26 protein-coding genes are annotated in these 24574 nt (G+C 37.5%); 24 read left to right on the plus strand and 2 right to left on the minus strand.

The features are described from left to right. Window positions 1-280: 280 nt before the first annotated feature. Window positions 281-1564, minus strand: a complete 1284-nt coding sequence (locus tag RVS70_RS06490; RefSeq protein WP_026680853.1) for an NCS2 family permease — start codon at window positions 1562-1564, stop codon at window positions 281-283. Between the two features lie 353 nt (window positions 1565-1917). On the opposite strand from RVS70_RS06490, the gene sdaAB reads away from it, so the two are divergent. The 9 genes from sdaAB to rnc all read left to right on the plus strand — a co-directional run bounded on the left by sdaAB (window position 1918) and on the right by rnc (window position 9884). Beyond that, complete coding sequence (sdaAB, locus tag RVS70_RS06495) at window positions 1918-2580, plus strand: L-serine ammonia-lyase, iron-sulfur-dependent subunit beta (protein WP_026680854.1); 663 nt, start codon at window positions 1918-1920, stop codon at window positions 2578-2580. A gap of 26 nt (window positions 2581-2606) precedes the next feature. Further along, the gene (gene sdaAA, locus RVS70_RS06500; protein WP_026680855.1) at window positions 2607-3482 is read left to right on the plus strand and encodes an L-serine ammonia-lyase, iron-sulfur-dependent, subunit alpha; all 876 of its coding nucleotides are present in this window, start codon (window positions 2607-2609) and stop codon (window positions 3480-3482) included. Window positions 3483-3496: 14 nt separating this feature from the next. Continuing rightward, window positions 3497-5530, plus strand: a complete 2034-nt coding sequence (gene recG / locus RVS70_RS06505) for an ATP-dependent DNA helicase RecG (protein ID WP_121605236.1) — start codon at window positions 3497-3499, stop codon at window positions 5528-5530. A gap of 77 nt (window positions 5531-5607) precedes the next feature. Next, window positions 5608-6180, plus strand: a complete 573-nt coding sequence (gene fapR / locus RVS70_RS06510; RefSeq protein ID WP_166529891.1) for a transcription factor FapR — start codon at window positions 5608-5610, stop codon at window positions 6178-6180. Then, complete coding sequence (gene plsX / locus RVS70_RS06515; protein ID WP_026680858.1) at window positions 6181-7182, plus strand: phosphate acyltransferase PlsX; 1002 nt, start codon at window positions 6181-6183, stop codon at window positions 7180-7182. Beyond that, on the plus strand, window positions 7182-8117 hold the full coding sequence (gene fabD, locus RVS70_RS06520) for an ACP S-malonyltransferase (protein ID WP_121605234.1): 936 nt from the start codon (window positions 7182-7184) through the stop codon (window positions 8115-8117). The genes plsX and fabD overlap by 1 nt, the downstream gene beginning before the upstream one ends. A 2-nt stretch (window positions 8118-8119) precedes the next feature. Beyond that, the gene (fabG, locus tag RVS70_RS06525; protein WP_121605233.1) at window positions 8120-8860 is read left to right on the plus strand and encodes a 3-oxoacyl-[acyl-carrier-protein] reductase; all 741 of its coding nucleotides are present in this window, start codon (window positions 8120-8122) and stop codon (window positions 8858-8860) included. Between the two features lie 34 nt (window positions 8861-8894). Next, complete coding sequence (acpP, locus tag RVS70_RS06530; protein ID WP_026680861.1) at window positions 8895-9131, plus strand: acyl carrier protein; 237 nt, start codon at window positions 8895-8897, stop codon at window positions 9129-9131. Between the two features lie 69 nt (window positions 9132-9200). Beyond that, window positions 9201-9884: a ribonuclease III gene (gene rnc, locus RVS70_RS06535; protein WP_026680862.1), complete on the plus strand. Its 684-nt coding sequence runs from the start codon at window positions 9201-9203 to the stop codon at window positions 9882-9884. Between the two features lie 366 nt (window positions 9885-10250). On the opposite strand, the gene RVS70_RS06540 is transcribed toward rnc, so the two are convergent. After that, window positions 10251-10475 (minus strand): DUF1128 domain-containing protein, encoded by a 225-nt coding sequence (locus RVS70_RS06540; protein WP_026680863.1) that lies wholly within the window; start codon window positions 10473-10475, stop codon window positions 10251-10253. Between the two features lie 231 nt (window positions 10476-10706). On the opposite strand from RVS70_RS06540, the gene smc reads away from it, so the two are divergent. From smc to RVS70_RS06615, 15 genes are all read left to right on the plus strand, one after another. Next, a complete protein-coding gene (gene smc, locus RVS70_RS06545) occupies window positions 10707-14273 on the plus strand; it encodes a chromosome segregation protein SMC (RefSeq protein ID WP_121605231.1) in 3567 nt (1188 codons plus the stop codon). A gap of 13 nt (window positions 14274-14286) precedes the next feature. Then, the gene (ftsY, locus tag RVS70_RS06550) at window positions 14287-15282 is read left to right on the plus strand and encodes a signal recognition particle-docking protein FtsY (protein WP_026680865.1); all 996 of its coding nucleotides are present in this window, start codon (window positions 14287-14289) and stop codon (window positions 15280-15282) included. An 80-nt stretch (window positions 15283-15362) separates the two neighbouring features. Further along, entirely contained in the window at window positions 15363-15683 is a 321-nt protein-coding gene (locus RVS70_RS06555) for a putative DNA-binding protein (protein WP_026680866.1), read from the plus strand. 13 nt (window positions 15684-15696) lie between these two features. After that, the gene (gene ffh, locus RVS70_RS06560; protein WP_321132765.1) at window positions 15697-17040 is read left to right on the plus strand and encodes a signal recognition particle protein; all 1344 of its coding nucleotides are present in this window, start codon (window positions 15697-15699) and stop codon (window positions 17038-17040) included. 203 nt (window positions 17041-17243) lie between these two features. Next, complete coding sequence (gene rpsP, locus RVS70_RS06565; protein ID WP_026680868.1) at window positions 17244-17522, plus strand: 30S ribosomal protein S16; 279 nt, start codon at window positions 17244-17246, stop codon at window positions 17520-17522. Window positions 17523-17531: 9 nt separating this feature from the next. Next, complete coding sequence (locus tag RVS70_RS06570; RefSeq protein WP_026680869.1) at window positions 17532-17759, plus strand: KH domain-containing protein; 228 nt, start codon at window positions 17532-17534, stop codon at window positions 17757-17759. A gap of 79 nt (window positions 17760-17838) precedes the next feature. Beyond that, on the plus strand, window positions 17839-18228 hold the full coding sequence (locus RVS70_RS06575; protein ID WP_026680870.1) for a YlqD family protein: 390 nt from the start codon (window positions 17839-17841) through the stop codon (window positions 18226-18228). 11 nt (window positions 18229-18239) lie between these two features. Further along, window positions 18240-18755 (plus strand): ribosome maturation factor RimM, encoded by a 516-nt coding sequence (gene rimM, locus RVS70_RS06580; protein WP_026680871.1) that lies wholly within the window; start codon window positions 18240-18242, stop codon window positions 18753-18755. Further along, window positions 18755-19489: a tRNA (guanosine(37)-N1)-methyltransferase TrmD gene (gene trmD, locus RVS70_RS06585; RefSeq protein ID WP_026680872.1), complete on the plus strand. Its 735-nt coding sequence runs from the start codon at window positions 18755-18757 to the stop codon at window positions 19487-19489. The genes rimM and trmD overlap by 1 nt, the downstream gene beginning before the upstream one ends. 129 nt (window positions 19490-19618) lie before the next feature. Then, a complete protein-coding gene (rplS, locus tag RVS70_RS06590; RefSeq protein ID WP_026680873.1) occupies window positions 19619-19963 on the plus strand; it encodes a 50S ribosomal protein L19 in 345 nt (114 codons plus the stop codon). 240 nt (window positions 19964-20203) lie between these two features. Continuing rightward, window positions 20204-20776: a signal peptidase I gene (gene lepB / locus RVS70_RS06595; protein ID WP_026680874.1), complete on the plus strand. Its 573-nt coding sequence runs from the start codon at window positions 20204-20206 to the stop codon at window positions 20774-20776. Between the two features lie 9 nt (window positions 20777-20785). Beyond that, window positions 20786-21637, plus strand: coding sequence for a ribosome biogenesis GTPase YlqF (gene ylqF / locus RVS70_RS06600; protein ID WP_026680875.1), 852 nt, complete (start codon window positions 20786-20788; stop codon window positions 21635-21637). Window positions 21638-21803: 166 nt separating this feature from the next. Continuing rightward, window positions 21804-22574: a ribonuclease HII gene (locus RVS70_RS06605; RefSeq protein WP_321132766.1), complete on the plus strand. Its 771-nt coding sequence runs from the start codon at window positions 21804-21806 to the stop codon at window positions 22572-22574. Between the two features lie 17 nt (window positions 22575-22591). Continuing rightward, a complete protein-coding gene (locus RVS70_RS06610; protein WP_121605230.1) occupies window positions 22592-24301 on the plus strand; it encodes a hypothetical protein in 1710 nt (569 codons plus the stop codon). Next, window positions 24298-24573 (plus strand): EscU/YscU/HrcU family type III secretion system export apparatus switch protein, encoded by a 276-nt coding sequence (locus tag RVS70_RS06615; protein ID WP_026680878.1) that lies wholly within the window; start codon window positions 24298-24300, stop codon window positions 24571-24573. Before RVS70_RS06610 ends, RVS70_RS06615 begins: the two co-directional genes overlap by 4 nt. The last annotated feature ends 1 nt before the right edge of the window (window position 24574 follow it).

Here is a 24574-nt window from a genome sequence, read left to right on the forward strand (position 1 = left end):
TGTTGCACCTTCTCATAGCGGAGACTAATTACGTAGACTCCTGCGGGATTAGCGCGAGCCGAAAATCCACTTTGCAACGTGTTCTTCTTTGCAAAGTTAGTTGAGGCCGTGCCCGCGGAAAGCGAAGCAATTAGTCGGAGCATTGCCAATATACATCAAACATTTCAAAATAACTACTTGGCTTAACGCAGTCATTGCACTGATTTTATACTTTCTTAACTTTTAAAAAAAGGGGTACCCCTTTCGTCATTTTTACGTGACTTTTGGGATATCCCTTTTTTTATATTCCGATAATCTTCATGATGAAATCAAACAGGAACAAACCAGATATTACGATTAGTGCAGCCGATAACTCTCGATGTTTTCCAATTGCGATTTTTACAATTGGATATGCAATGAACCCAAAAGCCATACCATCAGCAATGCTGTAGGTGAATGGGATCATTACAACTATGAGTAGAGCTGGTATACATTCTGATAGGTTATCTAATGGTAGATATCGAATGTTTTGGGTCATCAAAAAGCCTACAATAATTAAGATAGGGCTTATAGCTGTATTTGGAATCATTGTTATCCAAGGAATAAGGAAAAGTGTTGCTAGAAACAATACTCCGGCAACGAGAGCTGTTTTTCCAGTTCTTCCTTTGGAAGCAATAACAGCAGCATTTTCTGCAGCAGAAACGGTTGGCGATGTCCCTAAGAAAGCACAGGTTAACGTTGAAAAAGCAGTCACTTGATAGGCTTTTGAGTACCTATTTTCTCGTTTTAACATCTCCAGCTGACCATGTAATAAACCCATGTTCTCAAAAATAAGGATCATCGATAAAGGGAATACCGCTAGCCAAAATGATAACTCATCAATTGCTGAAAATGAAGGCAGAAATAGCATTTCACTCCATGTAATATTTATTGCTTCGTTTCCAGTTTCTATGGTTCCAGCAATGAAAGCAAAAATAGTACCAGCAAACATGGTAAGCAGGAAATTAGCCGGGATATTTTTTACGAATAAGAATATGGCTAGAAACAAAGTCAATAAACTAACAATAACGGTAGCAGAGCTAAAATCACCAATCGCAATGATGGTATTTTCCCCGCTAATAACAAGTCCACTTTTTTCTAGCCCAATTAAGATTAAGAAAAAACCCAAACCAACAGTGATTGCATGTTTCAGTGAATTGGGAATAGCATCTCTTAACAATACACCTAACTTACTAAAAGCTGTTATTAAAAAAATAATAGCAGCTACAAGCACAACAGCTAAGCCTTCTTGAAAATGCAATTCCGTGCCTTCCACGATAGAGTATGCAAACAATGCGTTAATCCCCATACCTGGAATGATGATGAGCGGAAGTCTGCCGATGATTCCCATCAGTACTGTTCCAACAAAACTTGCGAGAATGGTTGCAACCATACCACTTTCAATGGACAACCCTGCTTCACTAAGGATAGACCCATTCACAACAACAATATACATTGTCGTTAAATAGCCTATCAGACCAGCAATAAACTCATTTTTAAAACTTGAGTTCGGCTGTAAATTATGCTGGTGTTTCTTATCAGGCATATGAACTCCTCATCGTATCTCCTGTCCCTCTCCCACCCGATTATAAACGTATAATCCACAAATTTTAATTATAGATCTTATAAACATGGAAGTCAATGTATTACAGGACATGGATAATGAATAAGAATAGCATTTGTAGTGGATTCAAAATTATTCGGATAACATGTATAAATAATAGCGATATACATGTTATCATACTTACAAGGTAATAATGGAAATGATTAATATCGACTTTTTTGTTATAATTTACTATGGAAGCTTAGGGGTATAAAATTGACTTGTTATTGGAATGAATACCCTTACTTTAAAAGATTGTAAAACTGTGGAAACCTAAAACTAGGCGGTGGATAGCTATGAAATATAATTCTGTTTTTGATATTATTGGGCCGGTTATGATAGGCCCTTCTAGTTCTCATACAGCAGGTGCAGCGAGAATAGGTAAGGCAGCACGTACGTTATTCGGAAAAAGTCCGAAGTGGGCAAAGATATATTTATATGAATCTTTTGCAAAAACGTATAAGGGGCATGGTACTGATTTTGCTTTAGCTGGTGGCCTACTTGGATTTGAAACGGATGACACCCGTATGAGTAATGCGTTGAATATCGCAAAGGAAAGAGATTTTTATATTGAATTTATTGAAGATAGCGCAGCTGTCGATCACCCGAATACAGCTAGAATAGTTCTTGGCAATGAAACTGATACGCTTGAACTGGTCGGTGTTTCGATTGGTGGAGGAAAAGTGGAAATCACTGAATTAAATGGCTTTGAATTGCGGTTATCTGGAAATCACCCTGCTATTTTAATTATGCATAACGATCGCTTCGGAGCGATTGCTTCTGTTACAACAATACTTGCCAAACATCAAATTAATATCGGACATATGGAAGTGAATCGGAAGGATGTCGGTAAGGAAGCGTTAATGGTCATTGAAGTAGACCAAAATGTAGATGACGACGTGCTACATGAATTGGATAACGCTGAACACATTATTCAAATTTCCAAAATTGTCAGCTAGTGTTTTAACAAGAGAGGTGGAATTATATGTTTCGTACAGTGAAGGAATTAGTAGAGATTGCTGAAAATGAAAATATCTTAATTTCAGAAGTAATGATTCGGCAGGAAATGGAAGTTAAAGAAAAAACGCGTGAAGAAATATATGGAGAGATGGAGAAAAACCTACAAGTAATGGAAAACGCCATCGAGGACGCTTTGAAAGGTGTTGAATCAGTTACGGGGTTAACTGGTGGCGATGCGGTATTAATACAAAATTACATGAAAGAGAAAACTCCTTTATCTGGAAATTTACTACTTGATGCAGTTAGTAAAGCAATGGGTACAAATGAGGTTAACGCTGCAATGGGTACAATATGTGCTACTCCAACTGCTGGGAGCGCGGGATGTGTACCTGGCACATTATTTGCAGTTAAAAATCAGCTGCATCCTACACGTGAGCAAATGATTCGTTATTTATTTACTGCAGGCGCATTTGGGTTTGTCGTTGCAAATAATGCCTTTATTTCCGGTGCGGCAGGAGGATGTCAAGCAGAGGTTGGTTCAGCGGGGGCAATGGCTTCAGCTGCGATCGTTGAAATGGCGGGCGGCACTCCTCAGCAGTCTGCTGAGGCATTTGCTATGACATTAAAAAATATGCTTGGCCTTGTTTGTGATCCTGTTGCAGGTTTAGTAGAGGTTCCCTGTGTAAAACGAAATGCTGGGGGGTCCTCACTAGCAATTGTATCTGCTGATATGGCGTTGGCTGGTGTAACGAGTAGAATACCATGCGATGAAGTGATTGGCGCTATGTATCGAATTGGGAAACAAATGCCTTCAAGTCTTCGTGAGACTGGTGAAGGTGGATTAGCCGATACACCAACTGGTCGTTTTCTAAAAGATAAACTATTTGGGATTACAAGTTAGAAAGAGTGATTCACATGTTACGTGAGCCTGTAACAAACTTAAAAGGCATCGGCGATAAAATGGCAGAAGACCTTGCACTGATGCATATCTATTCGATTGAAGATTTATTAAATCATTTTCCTTATCGCTATGATATTTTCGAAATTAGGCCTCTTAGTGAGTTAATTCATGATGATAAAGTTACGATTGAGGGAAGGGTGATTCATGATCCTTCTCTTACTTTTTATGGCAAAAAAAAATCAAGACTTACCTTTACCCTCGAAGTTGAACAGGTTGCTGTTAAAGCAGTTATGTTTAATCGAGCTTTCGCTAAGAAACAAATTCATCAGGGGGACACGGTCACATTAACTGGGAAGTGGGATGCCCATCGTTTGCAAATTACGGTTAGTAATTATAAGAAGGGCCATGCCAATCAACAGGCAGAAATTCAGCCTATCTACTCTGTTAAAGGCAATATAACTAATGTTAAGCTGAAGAAATTAATTCAACAAGCATTGAAGGCTTGTTCCACGGAAATAGAAGAATTGTTACCAAATAGATATCTAGCAAGTTATAAAATACCTACTCGTAGTGAAGCTTTTACGATGATGCATTTTCCTAAGCATAGAGTAGCATTAAAGCATGCTAGACGGAGATTTATCTATGAAGAATTTTTACTATTTCAACTAAAAATGCAGCTACTTCGCAAGTTGAAACGTGAGGCAACTGTAGGAAATGCGCAACATTATAATTCAGATCTTGTTCAGGCATTTATTGCAAGTTTGCCATTTGCTTTAACAAATGCACAAGAAAAATCGTTAAATCAAATTCTATCCGATATGAAGTCTCCCTACAGAATGAGTCGTCTTTTACAAGGGGATGTAGGCTCGGGAAAAACAGCGGTTGCTGCAATATGTTTGTATGCTTCACTTACGGCAGGTAAACAAGGTGCGCTAATGGTACCTACAGAAATTTTAGCAGAGCAGCATTTCCAATCACTAGTTGAATTGTTTGATGATAAAGTGAATGTTACGTTATTAACTGGCTCTGTAAAAGGTAAAAAACGAAAAGCAATAACTGAAGGTATTGAGAAACATGAGATAAATATTGTCGTAGGGACGCATGCGCTGATTCAAGAGGATGTCATTTTTGATGACCTTGGATTTGTGATAGTAGATGAACAGCACCGTTTTGGTGTAGAGCAAAGGCGTATCTTACGTGAAAAAGGTCTTCAGCCTGACGTATTATTTATGACAGCAACCCCAATCCCTAGGACTTTAGCTATTACAGCATTTGGCGACATGGATGTATCCGTCATTGATGAGATGCCTATGGGCAGAAAGGAAATTGAGACATACTGGGTAAAAGAAAATACGCTGGATCGTGTGCTTCATTTTATCCATAAACAAATTTCTCTCGGAGAACAAGCATATATTATCTGTCCTCTCATTGAGGAGTCCGATAAATTAGATATTCAAAATGCCGTAGATGTATATCAACAGCTACAAGCGTTCTACCCAGAAGAAATAAAAATTGGTCTCATGCATGGTAGGTTGCCAACAGAAGAAAAAGATGCTGTAATGAAACAATTTGCTGATAATGAAGTACAGATTCTAGTATCGACAACAGTTGTAGAAGTTGGTGTTAATGTACCGAATGCAACAGTTATGGTTATTTATGATGCTGAGCGGTTTGGACTATCACAACTCCATCAATTGCGGGGAAGGGTTGGACGAGGTGCTAAACAAAGCTACTGCATTTTAATTGCCGACCCAAAAGGAGAAACAGGAAAAGAACGTATGCGGATTATGTCTGAAACAACCGATGGATTTGCTTTGTCTGAAGAGGATTTACGATTGAGGGGACCAGGGGATTTCTTTGGAAGGAAACAGAGTGGTGTACCCGAATTTAAAGTAGCTGATATGATTCATGATTATCGAGCTTTAGAAACAGCACGAAAGGATGCGCAGAACATCATTGATGAAAACCTGTTAGAAGATGATCCGGAATTCCGTTTACTGCAGCAATATGTAGAGGAAAATTCCGTTTTTAACGAGAAATTAGACTAAGAAATATTTGCATAAACAAGCAAGGTATTATATATTACTATTAGGACCAAGTCATAAAAAATATGGACGGTGCAAGCATGAAACGACCAAAATCTGATCGACAACGATTATTAAAAGAGACAATTGAAAAGACACCTTTTATTACAGATGAAGAATTGGCAAAACAATTCTCTGTCAGTATCCAAACGATCCGGTTAGATCGGATGGAGCTTTCTATTCCTGAATTAAGGCAGCGGATTAAATCAGTTGCTACGAACCAATGGAATGAAACTGTTAAAGCATTACCACTTGAAGAAGTAATTGGAGAAGTGGTTGACTTGGAATTAGATAATCGGGCAATCTCAATTTTAGACATTGGTGCGGAGCATGTATTCTCGCGTAATAAAATTGCCCGTGGTCATCATTTGTTTGCTCAGGCAAATTCTCTTGCTGTTGCTGTGATTAATGATGAATTAGCTCTAACTGCTAAATCAGAATTGAAATTTACACGACAGGTTAAAGAAGGCGAACGCGTGGTTGCGAAGGCTGTAGTTGAAGGAAAAGAGAAAGGACTTACGATTGTTCATGTTAACAGCATTGTAGAAAATGAAACAGTGTTTACTGGTATTTTCCATATGTATCAACCTAATGAACAAAAAGGAGAACAATAAATGAAACTTGCAATAGATGCCATGGGTGGCGATCATGCACCAAAAGCTGTAGTACTTGGAGCGATGAAAGCTGTCTCTGAGATTGACCAACTACATATTACCCTAGTTGGGGATGAAGCGAAGATAAATGAGTACTTAACAGATACTAAAAATATTGATATTTTACATACAACAGAAGTAATTACTTCAGAAGATGAACCTGTACGTGCGGTTCGCAGGAAAAAGAAGGCGTCATTAGTCTTAATGGCCCAAGAGGTAAAAGAAGGTAGAGCCGATGCTTGTATTTCTGCTGGAAATACGGGAGCATTAATGAGCGCAGGTCTCTTTATCGTTGGTAGAATTACAGGCATTGAGCGCCCTGCTCTAAGTCCGACATTACCCACTTTAGATGGGCAAGGATTCCTGCTATTGGACGTAGGTGCAAATGTTGATGCGAAGCCGAATCACCTATTACAATACGCGTTAATGGGTTCTATTTATGTCGAGCAAGTGCGCTCTATTACCAATCCTAGGGTAGGGTTATTAAATGTTGGAACCGAAGATGGGAAAGGGAATGACCTTACTAAAAAAGCGTTTCACCTTTTGAGTGATACGCCAATTAATTTTATCGGCAATGTCGAAGCGCGTGATTTGTTAACTAACGTTGCAGATGTTGTAGTAACTGACGGATTCACTGGTAATATTGCATTAAAAACAATTGAAGGAACTGCCGGGGCTATGTTTTCCATGCTTAAAGAGACATTTATGTCATCTGTAAAAACGAAAATTGCCGCTGGTATGATTAAAAACGACTTGAAAGGATTAAAAGCAAAACTAGATTATGCAGAATATGGCGGGGCAGGATTATTCGGATTAGCAGCACCAGTTGTGAAGGCGCATGGTTCATCTGATTCAAACGCCATATATAATGCAGTTAAACAGACGTGTCACATGGTTAATAACCAAATTACGGAAACGATTAAACAAACGATTGAGACAATGAATTTGGAGGGGGACAAATAATGAAGCAGGTTGCCTTCATGTTTCCTGGGCAAGGGTCCCAGACAGTAGGAATGGGAAGAGAACTATATGAAGCATCACCTAAGATCCAAAAACTCTTTGATGATGCAGATCAAATTTTACAAAAGAATCTAACAAAAATTATGTTTGAAGGGCCAAAAGAGGAACTCACAGAAACAGAAAATGCACAGCCGGCCTTATTATTAACAAGCATCGCTCTTCACACCATGTTATTAGATATGGAAGTACAGCCAGTAATGACGGTTGGTCATAGTCTTGGAGAATACAGCGCATTAGTAGCTGCTGGAGCTATTTCGTTAGAGGAAGCTTTGCCACTTGTAGCAAAACGTGGAAAATTAATGGAGCAGGCTTTTCCAAAAGGACAAGGTACAATGGCGGCAGTGCTTGGGTTAGATAGTGAGACGATTCAAGCTGGGCTTAGTGAAATAAATGAAGAAGTTGTAGATCTAGCTAATCTAAATTGTCCAGGACAAATTGTTATTTCTGGGTCAGTTAAAGGTATCGAGATGGCCAAAGAAATTTTAAAAGCGAAAGGTGCTAAACGCGTTCTTCCGTTAAATGTCAGTGGACCATTTCATTCTCGTCTTATGAAATCGGCTAATGAGGCATTTTCAGAGTACTTAAACAAGGTAACGATTAATGATGCAGCGATTCCTATCTACGCAAATGTATCAGCTTCACCAGTAAGGGAGAATGCTGAGATCAAAGAACTATTAATTAAACAACTGTATTCTCCTGTTCGATTTGAGGAATCAATTAGAAATATGATGGAGAAAGAAGTAGATGCATTTGTAGAAGTAGGAAATGGTAAAGTGTTAAGTGGTTTGGTGAAGAAGGTTAATCGAAATACTACTACGTTTGCTGTTCAAGATACTGCTTCATTAAATGACTTTATATCATGGTTTAAGGGGGATTAATAATGCTTAAAGGCAAAAACGCATTGGTTACAGGAGCGTCTCGTGGTATAGGCCGTTCCATTGCATTAGAATTAGCAAAACAAGGTGCGAATGTCACCGTGAATTATGCTGGGAGCGAAGATAAAGCGAAAGCTGTTGTCGAAGAAATTAAAGCGATGGGCTCTAATGCTTTTATCGTGCAAGCTGATGTAGCTGATGAGGCAAGTGTTAAATCAATGATTAAAGAAGTAGTAAGTAATTTTGGTTCATTGGACATTCTTGTTAATAATGCCGGTATAACGAGAGATAATTTATTAATGAGAATGAAAGAAGAAGAATTCGATCAAGTAATTAATACCAATTTAAAAGGTGTATTTGTTTGTACAAAGGCAGTTACAAGACAAATGATGAAGCAAAGAGCTGGAAAGATTGTTAACGTAGCTTCCATTGTTGGAGTTAGCGGAAATCCTGGACAAGCAAATTATGTAGCAGCAAAAGCTGGTGTCATAGGTTTAACGAAAACAACAGCAAAGGAACTTGCTTCAAGAAATATTCATGTTAATGCCGTAGCGCCAGGTTTTATATCTACAGATATGACGGATGCCTTAACTGATGAACAGCAAAAGGAAATGCTAGCAATGATCCCTTTAAACAAGCTTGGAGAGCCAGAGGATGTTGCAAAGGTTGTACGCTTCCTTGCAAGCGATGATGCAAACTACATTACGGGCCAAACGATTCATATTGATGGTGGAATGGTTATGTAATACTACGGATTTCCTTGAAAGGAGGTGAAGGAACGTGGCAGATGTGTTTGATCGTGTAAAAGATATTATCGTTGATCGTCTTGATGTGGAAGAGTCAAAAGTAACAATGGAAGCATCGTTTAAAGAAGATTTAGAAGCTGACTCTCTTGATGTGGTTGAGCTTGTAATGGAGCTTGAAGACGAATTTGATATGACAATTGCTGATGAAGAGGCTGAAAAAATAAATACAGTTGGTGATGCTGTTAACTACATAAACAGCACACAAGAATAACAGGAAGAGAAAGTCTCGCGAGTTTTGGCGGGGCTTTCCGTATATTTAATGGAAATTGAGGTGTCCAGCGTGGAAATTGCCCAGTTAGAGAAACATTTAAATATTATGTTTCACAACCATATATTGATTAGACAGGCATTTACACATTCATCTTATGTGAATGAGCATCGTAAGGAAGTATTTTCGGATAATGAAAGGTTGGAATTTCTAGGTGATGCTGTACTAGAATTAGGAGTATCTCAATATCTTTTTCGTAAGCATCAACATATGCCAGAAGGAGAAATGACTAAATTAAGAGCCTCTATTGTTTGTGAACCTTCACTAGCTAGCTTTGCCAGAGGTCTTGAATTTGGTCAATTTATATTACTAGGTAAAGGGGAGGAACAAACAGGTGGTCGAGACCGCTCTGCTTTACTTGCTGATGTTTTTGAAGCCTTCTTAGGAGCATTATATTTGGATCAGGGGTTTGATGCAGCGTTACAATTTTTAGAAGACCATGTATTTCCGAAGATTACAGATGGTGCTTTTTCGCATGCGATGGATTACAAGAGTCAGTTACAAGAATTAATTCAACAGATTAAAAATCAATCAATCGAGTATAGAATTATAGAAGAAAGAGGCCCATCTCATCATAAAGAATTTGTTGCTAATGTACTCATTCAAAATGAAATTTATGGATCGGGCATTGGACGCACAAAAAAAGAAGCCGAGCAGCGTGCTGCAAAAGCAGCGATAGATAAATATAATTCATAAAACAACTACAGTTGTTTTAAAGTAGATAGAACGATTAGGATGAGCCGTTGTTTTTTCAGTAGTGCGTCAGTTTTTGTACACAAAAACTGACGCACTCTCGCAGGAAGCAACAGCTCACACTTTTCATTCTTATGAGAAACCACTATTACAGTTAAATAGAATGAAAGTTTGGGAGCTCCCCTTGCAAGCGACTCAACACGCGCCATTTATCCACATGGGTAAATTTTATAATTTCCTAGACTACAAAAAAAGATTTCCTTCACTCATTAAGCTTAGCTAAGTGAAGGAGCATCTTTTTTGGTTCTGTATTCGTGTGGGCAGGCCTCTGTCCCGCGAACTTCATAATGGGAATCGTTACGTATTCACTTAATGCTTTCGAACAGATCGTAGCTCTTCAATAAAAGCTTGTGTTTCTTGAGCGCTGAGTCGCCCTTTCTGTTTAATCATATCATACATAAATTTGATCTCTTCATATTTATTCAAATCATAATCTTCCGGATCCATTATCGTGCGATTAACAACATCTAGTTGTTCAGCAATTTCATCAAGTAAAATCTTTAAATTTTCTGCTGATGGTTTTTCTAAGCTCATTCTATAATATCTCTCCCCTACGATTTAAAACTAATAGAGTATGTATGGTCTACTCTTCTTTTGTTTCTATGTTTATGATAAAATAAATGCGGTAAAAAGCCAAATTTGTTTTTCGTAAAACTAATTATAGAAATACGATGAATAAGAATCGTGCTTGATAAATTTATGATAATTGAGAACTTAAATAGATGCAATTTGTCAATGTTCTTTATTGAATTAGGAGAATGTAATATGTACTTAAAAAGGTTGGAAAGTGTTGGCTTTAAATCTTTTGCAAAACGGATTAATGTTGATTTTGTTCCAGGAGTAACTGCAGTGGTAGGACCTAATGGAAGTGGAAAAAGTAATATAACGGATGCTATTCGTTGGGTGCTAGGGGAGCAGTCGGCAAAATCCTTACGTGGATCTAAAATGGAAGATATTATTTTCCAAGGGAGTGATACACGTAAAGCATTAAATGTTGCAGAAGTAACGTTAGTATTGGATAACCATGACCAGCTCCTACCTTTAGAATATGAAGAAGTAAGTGTAACTAGAAGGGTATATCGTTCTGGTGAAAGTGAGTTCTATATAAATAATCAATCGTGTCGATTAAAAGATATTGTTGATTTGTTCATGGATTCAGGACTTGGACGTGAGGCCTTTTCAATTATTAGTCAAGGAAAAGTGGAAGAAATTCTTAGCTCAAAAGCAGAGGAAAGAAGGACTATTTTTGAAGAGGCAGCTGGGGTTCTGAAATATAAGCAGAGGAAGAAGAAAGCCGAATATAAACTAGCTGAAACACAAGAAAATCTAAACCGTGTAGAAGATATTATTCACGAAATCGAGCAACAACTCGATCCAATGAAAAAGCAAGCACAAACAGCAGAAAAATACGTAGCACTCAAAGAAGAATTAAAGGAAAAAGAAATTTCTTATCTTCTAGCTGAAATTGAGATTATACATAATCAATGGCAATCAACGCTTCAAGAGCTCGATCAAATGAAATTAAAAGAAGTAGAGTTGAAAACAGCGATTCAACAAAAAGAAGCGTCACAAGAAAGTGAAAGACAAGCAATTGATCAATTAGATGGCACCATCGAAAAGCTACAGGCTGATTTGTTATCTATGACACAGCAGTTGGAAAAATATGAAGGAAAGAAGCAATTATTTTTAGAGAGATTCAAGCACTTTGAAGACAACAAAGAAAAACTGGAGGAGCAAAAAAAGGAAACTTCAATTCGAATTGGAAAATTGCATGAAGAAGTTATTCAGGAAAAAAAACGCCTATCTGAATTACAAACCATAAAAGCTGCAACAAAAGGTGAAATTAAACAACTCGAACAGAAGCTAAGCTTAGGAAAAGAGAACCTTGCGGAGAAAATTGAAGATTTAAAATCAGAGTACATCGAGTATTTAAATAAGCAAGCTGTTCGGCGAAATGAATTACACTCCATTGACGAGCGAATTCAACAGCTTGATGGCAAGAAAGAAAAACAAACGGAAAAATTTAAAGACTTACTGCGTGAAAGAGAAAAACTGACAAAGCAAGCAAATCAACTGGCAGAAGATCTAAAGAGCCAAGAAAATAAGTACGCAGACAAAGACGACACTATAAAAGCGATCAAGCAAGAATTGGAGCAAAGAAGAAGTGAGTTCCAAGAAGCGCAGGCAAAATTATATCAAGGGTATCAGTACATCGAAAAAATTAAATCAAAAAAAGAAATGCTTGAAGAAATGAAAGAAGACTTTCAGGGATTCTTTCATGGTGTAAAGGCTGTGCTAAAGGCAAGAGAAGATGGAACCTTGACAGATATTAATGGAGCAGTTATTGAATTAATACATGTACCCAAATCCTATATCACTGCGATAGAAACGGTACTTGGTGGACAGGCACAACACATTGTTGTAAAAGATGATAAGGCAGCAAGACAATCCATCGTATGGTTGAAAAAAACAAATAGTGGCCGGGCAACATTTTTACCGTTAGCTTCTATCCAAGAGCGTTTTATTCCAAGCGAGCTAATGAAGAAGTTAGAGCAGCATCAAGGATTTATCGGCATCGCATCGCATCTAGTCAATGTGGATAATACGTACAGGAAGGCCATTAATCATCTAATGGGACACGTTATTATTGCAAAAACATTAAAAGATGCCAACGAGCTGGCTACTACGGCGATGCGGAAATTTCGTATTGTCACACTGGAGGGAGATGTTGTTAACCCAGGAGGTTCCATGTCAGGTGGAGCGCAAAAAAAGACAAATCAATCTCTATTTACAAGAGAAAAAGATCTACAGGAAATGACGGAGAAGCTAAGGCAGTTTGAATCAAAAACCTTAGATTTTGAAAAAAATGTACAAAAGCAAAAGCAATATATTAGTGAAACAGAAAAACAATTACTTGAAGAAGAACAGAGTATTCAACAAGAGCAGCAAAAACTACAGGAATTACGTGCTTTTCATCGAGAAATTGAAATGAAAAAAGAAACCTTAAACGATAATCTTACATTATACGATCAGGATAAAAAACAATTTGCAGAAGATAAAGAACAGCTCGTTCAACGACAAGCGCGATTAACAGAGGAATTAGCCGACTTAAATAGTAAGACCCAACAACTAGAGGAAGAAATTGAAATAGTAACAAAGCAACAATCGGAAGTTCAAGAGAATAAGGAAAGGTTACAAGAGGAGTTACATCGCAACCATGTATTACTAGCAGAACAGGATGAGCGCGAGAAGAGTCAGCGGGAGAAAACAAATAGTGTTCAGAACCAATTAGCTGAACTACAACGTCAATACGATCTGTATGCTGAGGAATTAGATGATTTGCTTGCTTTTCATCAGTCGAATGAGACGGAAGAGGAAATTGATGCATCTATTTCGAATCATCGTACTGAGAAGGAAAAAATCACAGAAACCATACAAAAAAAGCGAGGAGAAAGATCAGAACGCACGCAAATCATGCAGGATAAAGAGCGTGAATTGAAAGAAGAGAATAAACATTACGAAGCTCTCAGAGCAGATATTCAGAAAAAAGAAGTACAGTCGAATCGAATGGATGTAGAATTAGAAAATCTTCTGTCTCATTTACAGAATGAATACATTATTACGTATGAGAAGGCAAAACAAATCTACGATAAGGCTGAAAATAAAGAAGCATCTCAATCAGCGGTGCAGCAATTGAAGCAGCAAATTGATCAGTTGGGGACAGTGAATTTAGGGGCAATCGATGAGTATGAACGAATCACTGAGCGGTACACATTTTTGACAGAGCAACAAACTGATTTAGTTGATGCCAAGAAAACCCTTTACGATGTAATTGCGGAAATGGATGAAGAAATGAAAAAACGATTTGGCAATACTTTTCAGCAAATAAAGGAAGAGTTTGCTACCGTATTTCAACAACTCTTTGGTGGAGGTCGGGCCGAATTAAAATTAACGGACCCAAAAAGTTTACTGGATACAGGCGTAGATATCGTAGCACAGCCGCCGGGTAAGAAGCTTCAGCATTTAGGGTTATTATCTGGTGGAGAGCGGGCATTAACTGCTATTGCTTTATTATTTGCTATTTTACGAGTGCGTCCAGTGCCATTCTGTGTATTAGATGAAGTAGAGGCAGCGTTAGATGAAGCAAACGTATCACGTTTTGCTAACTATGTAAAAATATTTAGTGAAAATACCCAATTCATTGTAATCACCCACCGAAAAGGTACAATGGAAGAAGCAGATGTTCTATATGGTGTAACGATGCAGGAATCGGGTGTATCTCGATTAGTTTCCGTTCGACTGGAAGATACAAAGGAATTAATAAAGTCATAAGGAGGTAATGGAAATGGGATTTATGGATAAATGGAAAATGAAATTTCAAAAAAATGAAGAAGAAACCAAAGAGGTTTCAACGAAATATAAAGACGGGATGAAGAAGACCCGTCAATCTTTTTCTGGAAGGATTAATGATTTAATAGCTCGATACCGGAAAGTAGACGAGGACTTTTTCGAAGAATTAGAGGAAGTGTTAATCACTGCTGATGTTGGTGTATCGACTGTAATGGATTTAATTGATGAATTGAAAATGGAAGTAAAACGACAAAATATCAAAGACTCCAAAGCGGTGAAGGATGTTATTTCAGAAAAACTCGTTGAAATATATTACGGAGAAGATGATGAACAAACAGAACATCTAAATCTTCAAGAGGAACAACTATCCATTATTTTAGTAGTGGGTGTAAATGGAGCTGGAAAAACGACATCTATTGGTAAATTGGCCTATCAGCTAAAACAACAAGGAAAAAAAGTGGTTTTAGCTGCAGGAGATACGTTTCGAGCTGGAGCGATTGAACAGTTAGATATTTGGGGAGAACGAGCCGGTGTTGATGTAATCAAACAAAACGAAGGTAGTGATCCAGCTGCTGTTATTTTTGATGGAATAAAGTCAGCGAAATCACGCAATGCTGATGTTCTTATTTGTGATACAGCAGGAAGATTACAAAATAAAGTTAATCTAATGAATGAACTAGCAAAAGTTAAGCGAGTTATTGAGAGGGAGGTCCCTGGTGCTCCGCATGAAGTTTTACTTGTATTGGATGCAACTACTGGGCAAAATGCTCTTAGTCAAGCAAAAACATTTTCAGAAGCGACAGATGTTTCTGGCATCGTTTTAACGAAATTAGATGGTACAGCTAAGGGTGGTATTGTTTTAGCTATTCGTCATGAATTACAACTTCCAGTTAAGTATGTAGGATTGGGAGAGAAGATGGAAGATCTACAAGAATTTGATGCGCATGCGTTTGTTTATGGGTTATTTGCGGATATGCTAGAAGAAGATTAATTAGTAGCGGCTTGACATACAAACGGAACATTCGTTATTATATTTTGTAAAGGTAAATCACTTAACAAGGGGTGTATATCATGCTAGAAAAAACAACGCGAATGAATTATTTATTTGATTTTTATCAGGCATTACTTACACCCAAACAGCGAAATTACATGGAAATGTATTATCTTGAGGATTATTCTCTTGGTGAGATTTCTGAAGTATTCGATGTATCAAGGCAGGCTGTATATGATAATATTAAGCGAACAGAACATATGTTGGAAACGTATGAGGAAAAGCTATCCTTATACAAGAAGTTTCAGCAGCGATCTGAGCTTATAGAAAGTCTGGAAGCTGAATTGTCTGAGCAAAAAGCTGTTCAGCAAATCATTCATAAATTAAAAGAATTAGATTAGGGGGACACCTTCTATGGCGTTTGAAGGATTGGCCGACCGCCTGCAAAGTACAATTAAAAAAATTACTGGTAAAGGTAAGGTTTCTGAGCAGGATGTAAAGGAAATGACGAGAGAAGTTCGGCTTGCATTACTGGAAGCCGATGTAAACTATAAAGTTGTAAAAGATTTAATCAAACGAATTAAAGAACGTGCTGTTGGTCAAGAAGTTATGGAAAGCTTAACGCCTGGGCAACAGGTTATTAAAGTTGTAAAAGAAGAGCTAACAGCACTCATGGGTGGCGAACAAAGTAAGATCGCTGTAGCAGACAAAGCTCCAACGGTAATTATGATGACTGGTCTGCAAGGTGCTGGAAAAACAACTACAACTGGTAAACTTGCTAACCTTTTACGGAAGAAACATAATCGTTCACCATTACTTGTAGCTTGCGACATTTACCGCCCTGCAGCAATTCAACAGCTCGAAACGTTAGGGAAACAGCTTGATTTACCGGTATTCTCTATGGGAACAGATGCAAACCCGGTTGATATTGCCCAAAAGGCGATTGAAAAAGCGAAAGAAGAGCATCATGATTATGTAATCATTGATACTGCAGGGAGATTACATGTTGATAGTGAACTAATGCAAGAACTAGAAGAAATCAAATCGGTTGTTAAACCTGATGAGATTTATCTAGTTGTGGATTCAATGACGGGACAAGATGCAGTCAATGTAGCTGAAAGCTTTAATGAACAGTTAGATATTACAGGGGTAGTTCTAACAAAATTAGATGGAGATACTCGTGGTGGGGCTGCTTTATCCATTAAGGCTGTGACAGATAAACCAATTAAATTTGCTGGTATGGGGGAAAAGCTTGATCAGTTAGAAGCGTTTTATCCTGATCGAATGGCCTCTAGAATACTTGGTATGGGTGATGTATTATCGTTAATTGAAAAAGCCCAAACGAATGTAGATGAAAAACAGGCGAAAGAGCTTGAAGAAAAAATGAAGAACATGTCCTTTACATTTGATGATTTCTTAGAGCAAATGGGACAAGTGAAGAAGATGGGGCCATTAGATGATCTAATGTCAATGATTCCGGGCGCTAATAAAATGAAGGGGCTTAAAAATGCTCAAATTGACGAAAAACAAATTTCACATGTAGAAGCCATTATTCAATCCATGACTAAGAATGAACGCCAGGACCCAAGTTTGATGAATGCGAGTAGAAAGAAGCGAATAGCAAAAGGGTCGGGAACTTCGGTTTCTCAAGTAAACAGACTATTAAAACAATTTGAAGAGATGAAAAAAATGATGAAGCAAATGACAAATATGCAAAAGGGTAAGAAAGGTAAAGGAATGAAATTTCCATTTATGTAATTCAGAATTCGGAAGCTCTCAGCTCATACTTGCAAGCTTGAATTGCTTCATGTGATTTGAGAAGAACGAAGGTTCAAGGGCCTAATTACAAGTAGGAAAATCAAAGGATTAAGCATTGTAATGGAAAAACACTTTACAGACTTTCTGTTTTCTGCTAAAATCTAAAAATGTGTTAAATACTTATATTTGGAGGTGCAAGAAGCATGGCAGTTAAAATTCGTTTAAAACGTATGGGATCTAAAAGAAATCCATTCTATCGTATCGTTGTAGCTGACTCACGTTCTCCACGTGATGGACGTTCTATCGAACAAATCGGAACTTATAATCCTGTTGTAAATCCAGTTGAAGTTAAAATAGATGAAGAAAAAGCACTTGACTGGATGACTAAAGGTGCTAAACCTAGTGATACAGTTCGCAATCTATTCTCAAAAGAAGGCATCATGAAGAAATTCCACGAGCAAAAAAATCAAATTGCAAAGTAGTGTGATATCATGACAGCCCTTATTGAATCTATTGTAACGTCACTCGTAGATCACCCAGAAGACATTGTGGTAACGGAAACGGAAGAAGAATCAAAGATTGTTTATCATCTTTCCGTGAACCCTGATGATGTTGGTAAGGTGATTGGTAAAAATGGACGAATTGCCAAGGCGATCCGTACAGTTGTTTACGCAGCAAAAACCAATAGCAATAAGCGTGTTTATTTAGATATTATGTAGAGGGAAAGGGCGGAACCTTTCCCTTTTTACACATTTTTTTACAAGTTACAAGACGCTTTGTGAGAGTGAGGAATGAACGTTGAAAATTATAAAAAAAGTCCTAATCAAGCAAATTGTCACAGAGAAGAGCAAAGAAAAATTAAAAACTAACTTTTACAATCATAAAATGCGGCTTGAACAAGAGTGTCAACAGCTTTTATTCGAACAAAGAAAGCTCTCTAATAAACCAGGAATCTCCAAGCAAGAGGTTGGTCATCGTTTTCAACAGGAAATTAATAATCGTAAAGAAAAAATTAAGCTTGCTGATTTTAAAATAGAGCAACTGGAAATGCTGGAGATGGGTAGTGAAATAATAGAAAAAGAGGTTGAAGCTCTTGTTGAGGTCTCAGAAGGATCGCATTGGAATGAGCTTATGGGTGAAAGTGCTATCGTTGTCAAAGACGATATAGTCATTCGAATTGATGAATAGCAGGTGAGATGATGACAGAGAAAATGTATACTGTAGGGAAGATAATTAACACACATGGAATACACGGTGAAGTAAAGGTACTGCGAATTACCGATTTCGAAGAACGCTTTTCGATTGGAAAGACACTGTATATTGTTAAGGATGGTAATATACAGAAGGAATTAACCATTGAAAGCCATCGTATGCATAAAGGATTTGACCTACTACGTTTTAAAGGATTGACGAATATAAATGATGTAGAGGTTTATAAAGGTTGTAAGTTAAAAATAAAAGAAGATCAGTTGACAGACCTGGCAGAACATGAATTTTATTATCACGAAATTATTGGATGTGCCGTTTTTACAAATGATGGAGAACAAATAGGTACAATTAAAGAAATTTTATCTCCTGGCGCCAACGATGTATGGGTCGTTCGTCGATCACAAGGAAAGGATGTACTTATTCCTTATATTGCATCTGTTGTCACTTTAGTAGATACGCAGGCAAGTAAAGTAATTATTGAGCCGATGGAAGGATTGTTAGACTGATGCACATCGATATACTAACCCTTTTTCCAGAGATGTTTCATGGAGTATTACAGTCATCTATCTTAAAAAAGGCGTATGAAAATGACAGGTTTAGCTACAATTTAGTAAACTTTCGAGATTACACGGAAAACAAACATTATAAAGTAGATGATTATCCGTATGGTGGTGGTGCGGGTATGGTATTAACACCACAACCAATTTTTGACACGGTGGAAGCTGTAAAAAAGCAAAGAAAATCTGATAATTCCAGAATTATTCTCATGTGCCCACAGGGAGAAACCTATAATCAGAAGAAGGCAGAAGAACTTTCTCAGGAGGATCATCTTATCTTTATATGTGGTCACTATGAAGGGTATGATGAAAGAATTAGAGAACACTTAGTAACAGACGAAATTTCTATTGGAGACTTTGTGCTTACTGGAGGAGAAATAGGGTCAATGGTTGTGATGGATAGTGTTGTTCGTTTACTTCCTGAAGTGCTGGGGAATAAAGATTCAGCACCTCAGGACTCTTTCTCGACAGGTTTATTGGAGCATCCACATTATACGAGGCCAGCAGATTTCCGAGGATTGAAAGTTCCAGAGGTTTTGTTATCAGGAGATCACGGGAAAATTAATGCTTGGAGAGAACGACAATCATTGCTAAGAACATATCAGCGTCGACGTGATTTACTAGAACATAAAAATATACCAGAAGAGTGGAAACGATGGATAGAAGAATGGGATGATAAATAAGTAGTTGAAGTCTAGAGTTTGATATGGTATATTAAATGATGTGCTTAAAGTTCCGTCTTTAAGCTTTATAAACGATGTTCCGCTGTCACATAGTAGATATGAGCATTGGTTTGGAAGGAGAGAAGCCAGATGCAAAAATTAATTGAAGACATTACTAAAGACCAACTTCGTAATGATCATCCTGATTTCCGTCCGGGAGACACTGTTAAAGTCCACGTTAAGGTTGTGGAAGGTTCCCGTGAACGTATTCAGGTATTCGAAGGTGTCGTTATTAAACGTCAAAACGGTGGAATTAGCGAAACATTCACAGTAAGAAAGCTTTCTTATGGAGTAGGTGTTGAGCGTACATTCCCAGTACATTCACCTCGTATTGATAAAATCGAAGTATCGCGTCGTGGTATTGTTCGCCGTGCGAAACTTTACTACTTACGCAATCTTCGTGGTAAAGCAGCTCGTATTAAAGAACGTCGCTAATAGTATACGAGTACAAAATCATTGGAAAGGAGCTTGGCAATCTGCACAAGCTCCTTTTTTGTACTAGAGGTTATGGGGAAAATATTGAAGTTTTAAGCAGTATAGCTAGTAAACTAAATGCTTATTTCGTTACTGATATTGCTTAAGATTTTCCAACTAAGAAAGCCCCAGTTTTGTTTAAGTACATAATTATTGTAATATATAAAGAGGGTCTTATGTACAAAGGTTGGAGGGGGAAATATGGGAAAAAGGAAGAAAGAAAAGAAGAACGAATGGTTAGATTGGTTAAAGGCTTTATTAATCGCCTTTGGATTGGCTTTTATAGTTCGGATGTTCTTTTTCGCTCCAATTGTAGTTGATGGACCGTCTATGCTTCCAACATTACATGATGGCGATCAAATGATTGTAAACAAATTTGCTTATCATTTACATGAACCAGAACGATTTGATGTGGTTGTATTCCATGCGTCATCAAAAAAGGATTTTATTAAGCGTGTAATTGGATTGCCAGGAGAACATGTTGAAGTGATTGATAATGTATTGTACATTAATGGAGAAGAAGTGAATGAACCATTCTTAACAGATCAAAAGGATAGTCTTAAATCATATCAAATCCTAACGAATGACTTTTCGTTAGAAGACCTTCCTGGTGGATATGATGTTATTCCAGAAGACCATGTATTAGTATTAGGAGATAACAGAGGGAATTCAACGGACAGCCGTGTACTGGGGGTCGTTTCTACTGATCAAATTGTAGGAAAAACAGACCTCATATATTGGCCGTTCAATCGAATGCAGACGATAGGAAAGTAGGTTTAAACAATGACCATTCAATGGTTTCCCGGTCATATGGCAAAAGCTAGACGGGAAGTAGAAGAAAAACTTAAGCTTGTTGATTTTGTAATGGAATTAGTTGATGCTCGAGCTCCATTTTCTTCACAAAATCCGATGTTACAACAAGTGTTACAGAATAAACCAAAGATGATTGTAATGATGAAAAAGGATTTAGCCGATCAGTATGTTACAAACCAATGGCTGGCCTATTTCGAGAAAAAACATATACCAGCAATAGCAATTAATGTGAATGATAGGAATGATATAAAACAAGTCATTCAGTTAGCGAAGGAACAAGCGCAGGCGAAGATGGACAAATTAAGAAAGAAAGGAATACAGCCTAGAGCGGCAAGAGCAATGATCGTAGGAATTCCTAATGTTGGAAAATCAACGCTAATCAATCGTTTAGCGAATAAAAAGATTGCTAAAACTGGTGATAGACCGGGAGTGACAAAACAGCAATTATGGATAAAAGTCAAAAGGGATTTTGAGTTATTGGATACACCAGGTATATTATGGCCAAAATTTGAGGAGGAGCTAGTTGGTTATCGTTTAGCAGCTATCGGTACGATAAAAGATCAATTGCTTTCCTTGCAAGATATCGTGGCTTTTGTCATTACTTATTTACAAAAGCACTATCCTCAAAAATTGGAGGAGCGCTATCAAGTAGACCGTGATATGGACGATATGTGGGAAATCTTTAATGCAATAGGTAAGCAACGTGGAGCACTCGAGAGTGGTGGTAAAGTTAATTTGGCCAAGGTATCCGATATTGTTATTAGGGATTTACGTACAGGAAAACTAGGTAGAGTTTCACTAGAATCTCCTTCTAATCAGTAAATGATGTCCCTAAATTAGAGGGTTACCAAGACATGCATCTTCGGATGGGTGTCTTATTTCATGTCATACGTATAAATCGTCATCAATAGAAAGGTTTAGGGTTTGAAACACTAACAAATTAATGAAACTGGCCGATATTAGATACAGAGAGATAGGTGTTAATACAATGAATAAAAAATCAATAGCTGTACTAAAGAAATTATTTGAAGCCGGAGAATTAAATGAAGAATTGATTTCCCATTTACGGATGGATGAGCGAAAAGGTGTTCAGCAATTAATTGCGAGCTATGAAAAGCGTCAATTAAAAAAACAAGAATTAGAGCAGCGGCATAGGGAAATGATTTCATACGAGAACGCCTGTTATTCAAAAGATATACATTATATTGCAGGGGTTGATGAGGCCGGCAGAGGACCGCTTGCCGGACCTATGGTAGCAGCAAGTGTGATATTACCAGCAGACTTTAAATTACTAGGCTTGAATGATTCTAAGCAATTAACAGAAGCTGACAGAGATAAATTTTATCAAGTCATTATAAAGAAAGCTTTAAGCTATGGAATTTCGATAATTAATAGCGATAAAATTGATGAAATCAACATTTATGAGGCAACAAAGCTTGCAATGTATGATGCTATTGGCCAACTAAGCCCAACTCCAGAACATGTGTTGATAGATGCGGTGGAGTTAGATTCGCTATCGTGCACATCGGAGGCTATTGTTAAAGGGGACGCAAAAAGTGTATCTATTGCTGCTGCAAGTATTTTAGCAAAAGTAACCAGAGATAATTATATGAAGGATTTACATAATAAGTTTCCTATGTATGAATTCGCTTCTAATATGGGGTATGGAACAAAGCAACACATGGAAAGTTTAGAACAATATGGTGTATGCCCTCATCATCGACGATCATTTTCACCTGTTAAAAATATAGTTTCCTAGGAGGAGGTACTATCGGGATGAGTCTACGAATTTCAGGTGACCAACAAGTAAATACAAGTAATCATATAGCCCCATTGAAGAAAGGGCAAATTATCCAGGGGAGAGTGTTAAAGCTTTTTCCAGGAAATAAAGCGCAAATACAAATTGGTCAGCATAAGATGATTGCACAGTTACAGGCCTCTCTTCATGCTGGTGGAAACTATTATTTTCAAGTAGTAGAAAATGATCAAGTACTGGAATTAAAAGTGCTAGGAGAACGGTCGAGCACGCAGGTGGGGAAAACTGCCCTACAACTATTAGAACAGCTAGGGTTAAAGCAGACAAAGACAAATATGGTATTCCTACAAGAATTAATGCGTGATCAGATCCCCTTTGACAAATCGCAGCTTTCTCAAGCTTTTCAATTATTAGTAGGTAAAAAAGGGAATCAACAAGAACTCTCCATTATAAAAGAAATGATAAGAAATCGTTGGCCAATTTCAAATGCTGTATTTCAGGCACTGGTAACAAAAGATTCGCATTCACTCTCAAAACAATTACTAGAAGTATTTCAGCAATTGCCAGGGCAGGTTAACCATTCACAGCTAAAACAGCAGATAGCTTTATTACTTCAACCATTCTCAGACCAAGCATACCCCAATATGCAAATAAAGAGCATGGTGCCGAATCGACAGGTTATCCCTTTATTACACATACTTGGATTAACGCAACCAACCATTGATAAAACGAATGGAATTATGTCAAATGCTTCCGCTACCACCAATGGGAGTGGTTCTGCTCAGCAACAGGCAGTTACAGGTTTATGGACAGGTATAAAGGGAAATCGGCTTTCCGAAGTAATTGCAAATAAAGCTGACTACATAGCACGAACGGAAAGTTTAGTAAGTGTATTACAAGATAAAATTTACCCTGTTACCGGAAAGCAGCATTTTGGAACAAGTGACATACAACAAATAAAGCAGCTAATCAAGGATACATTCCCAAATGTATCTCATTTAAGCAGCCTGCATACGAAATCAGACCTGCAACGATTTATAGTTAATTTAAAATTATTGCAACGTAATGAGACATATACACAATTAGAACAGTTACTACTAAATGGCAAAAATCAGACGAATCTAGGTAGTAAAGACCACTTTTTGTCCGCCATTCGACAAACCATTCAATGGTTAGGTTTAACGTATGAACATACAGTAGCAAATGAGAAAGTGCAACAGCCTACATTAAAGGGAATGCTCATAAACATGTTTACACAGAATGAAGGAATATTGCATGAACGAGCAAAGCAACTATTACACCATATAAACGCACTGCAACTTCAATCAGTTCAAGAATCAGACAACTTTATCCAAGCTTATTTGCAAGTACCTGGGAATAAGATGGGATTAAAAGGTGATGCGGAATTGTTGTTTGAAGGGAAGAAAACGACTAATGGCGAATTCGATCCTGATCATTGTCGAATTTTATTCGATTTAGAATTGATGTACTTAAAACGTACGGTAATTGATATGCACATACAAAATCGTACGGTAGCTATAACTGTTTTTAATAATAATAAAAGAATAAAGGAGCTATTAGGTTCGTTAAAGCCGTCATTGCAAAACGGGTTGGATTCACTTGATTATCAGCTGTCAACGATTATACATAAACCGTTGCAAGCGGAAAAAGAACCAAAAGAAAAGCTTTCCGTAACCACTACGTACCAAGGGGTGGATTATAAAATATGAAAGATAAGCGAAATAAAGCGGTTGCTCTTCGTTACGATGAAACTCGACAATCTGTCCCAATCGTGTCAGCTTCAGGAAGGGGTTTGATTGCTGAGGATATCATTGCAAAAGCAAAAGAAAATAATATACCTATTATGGAAGATCCATCATTAGTAGCGCTGCTGGCACAATTAAATATAAATGAAGCAATACCAGAGGAATTGTATGAAGCTGTAGCTGAAGTATTTGCCTTTATCTATCGAGCAGATCAAGAAATAAATAAAAATAGATAAT

The organism is Virgibacillus sp. M23, assembly GCF_034190895.1.
GTDB lineage: Bacteria > Bacillota > Bacilli > Bacillales > Amphibacillaceae > Virgibacillus > Virgibacillus salarius.